2 protein-coding genes are annotated in these 1,884 nt (G+C 71.4%); both read right to left on the bottom strand.

Going from position 1 to position 1,884, the window contains the following annotated elements; translation table 11 throughout:
- Nucleotides 1–266: 266 nt before the first annotated feature.
- Complete coding sequence (locus ADBZ5U_RS16105; protein WP_526811879.1) at nucleotides 267–1,508, bottom strand: MFS transporter; 1,242 nt, start codon at nucleotides 1,506–1,508, stop codon at nucleotides 267–269.
- 63 nt (nucleotides 1,509–1,571) lie between these two features.
- Nucleotides 1,572–1,868: a copper-sensing transcriptional repressor RicR gene (ricR, locus tag ADBZ5U_RS16110; RefSeq protein WP_526811881.1), complete on the bottom strand. Its 297-nt coding sequence runs from the start codon at nucleotides 1,866–1,868 to the stop codon at nucleotides 1,572–1,574.
- Between the last annotated feature and the right edge of the window lie 16 nt (nucleotides 1,869–1,884).

A 1,884-nucleotide genomic window follows, 5' to 3' on the forward strand; every position in this document is an offset into this window, starting at 1 on the left:
CCGGAAGCGGCGGGAACGGCGCCGGAGCCGGTGCCGGCGGCGGTGGCGGTGGAACCGCCGGAACGGCAAGCGTCGAACCGGCACCCGGGCCCGTCATACCCACCACGCACAGCGCGGCGGCCAGAGCGCCTTTCACGCGCATCGCCAAACTCCTTCGACTGCTTGCTTTCGTCCCAGTGTTACACAGGACCGGCGGTGGTCAGCGCCACGCCGAAGCCCGACAATGCGCTGACCTGTGCAGATGATCGGCCGGGACGTGACCGGCGTTACTCCGCGCTGGTCACGGCCGCGGCCGCGAACAGATTCCGGACCAACAGCATGCATATCAGGGCCCCGGCGACCAGCACCGCCGAGGCGGCGAGCATCACCGGCGCGCCGGCGCGTTCGAAGAGCAACGCACCGAGCAGCGACCCGGCCATGATGCCGACCTGGAAGGCGGCGACGTACAGGCCCGACGCGCCGTCGGGGTCTTCCGGGCAGTGCCGCATGGCGGCGGACTGCAGCACGGGCGGCATCGCGGTGGCCGTCGCCCCCCAGGCCACGATGGCCACGACGCCAGTCAGCAGCGAGGCGGTGGTGGCGCGGCCGGACGAGTCCATCCAGGCCAGGCCGGCCAGAACCGAGAAAACCAGCGTCAGACCCGCCAGGCAACCCGCGACGGCGGCCTTTGGGTGCCGGTCGCCGGGCCGGGCCAGCAGAGCCATCGCGGACAGGCCGGCGATCCCGTAGGCCACCAGCAGCCAGGCCAGGCGGGGTCCGCTGACACCCACGACGTCGCGGATGACGACGACGATGAACGTGTAGGAGACGAAGTGCCCGGTGACCCCGACCAGGGTCAGCGCGCACATGGTCAGCAGTCGCCGGTTGCGGCGGTGCCGGACCTGCCGGGGTGCCGTCGCGTCGCAGGGCAACGCCATCAGCGGCAATGCCAGACGCGCGGCCACCAGCACGGCGGCGGCCGCGACGGTGATCGCCGCGACAGCCGGTCGCCAGCCCCACAGTTCGCTCAATGCGGCCGTCAGTGGACTGCCCACCACCAGCGCCAGACCGGTGCCGACGTAGACGGCCATCGTGGCCCGGGCGGCATGGCTGGCGGGGACCAGACGGGCGCCGATAGGGGCGATGACCGACCACATCAGGCCATGGGTCATCGCGCACAACACCCGGCCGAACGCCAGGACGGCGAAGGTGGGCGCCAGCGCCGAGATCAGTTGTGACAGGGTCAGCGCGGCCAGGGTGAAGATCAGAGTGCGGCGACGCGGCCAGTTCGACGTCAAACGCACCAACGGAACGGTCGCCACCGCGGCCACCAGCGCGTAGCTGGCCAGCAGGGTCGCGACCACGGCCTCGCTGACTCCCAGGTCGGCGGCGATGGCCGGCAGCGCACCCACCGGCATCATCTCCGCGGTCACATAGACGAAGGCCGCGGCGGCCAGCACGGCCAGCGCGAGCGCGACCCGTGGTGTCCAGGGGCCGGGGCGAGGCGGGGCGGGAACGTCGAGTTTCATCGGATCCGTAGGGCGTTCACCACGTTACGGCCGACGCGGGCCGGGATGACCCCGACGCGCTCGTCAGGACCGCACCAGCCGGGCTATCGCCGCGGAAGCCTCCGCCAGTTTCCGGTCCGCCTCCTCGCCCCCGGCCGCCACGGCGTGGCTGACGCAGTGGCCCAGGTGCTCGTCGAGCAGGCCGAGGGCCACCGACTGCAGTGCGCTGTTGACCGCACTGATCTGGGTCAGGATGTCGATGCAGTACTTCTCGTCCTCGATCATCCTGGCGATTCCCCGCACCTGGCCCTCGATGCGCCGAAGTCGCTTGGCGTAGTTGTCTTTGCTCCCCGAATAGCCCCGGGCGGCCGCAGATCCCATGGCGCCCACCGTACCG

This window comes from Mycobacterium sp. (assembly GCF_040398885.1).
Taxonomy (GTDB): Bacteria; Actinomycetota; Actinomycetes; order Mycobacteriales; family Mycobacteriaceae; genus Mycobacterium.

Coding starts and splice junctions, on each gene's coding strand:
- ADBZ5U_RS16105 (WP_526811879.1), bottom strand. CDS start 1,508: ATGAAACTCGACGTTCCCGCCCCGCCTCGCCCCGGCCCCTGGACACCA.
- ricR (WP_526811881.1), bottom strand. CDS start 1,868: ATGGGATCTGCGGCCGCCCGGGGCTATTCGGGGAGCAAAGACAACTAC.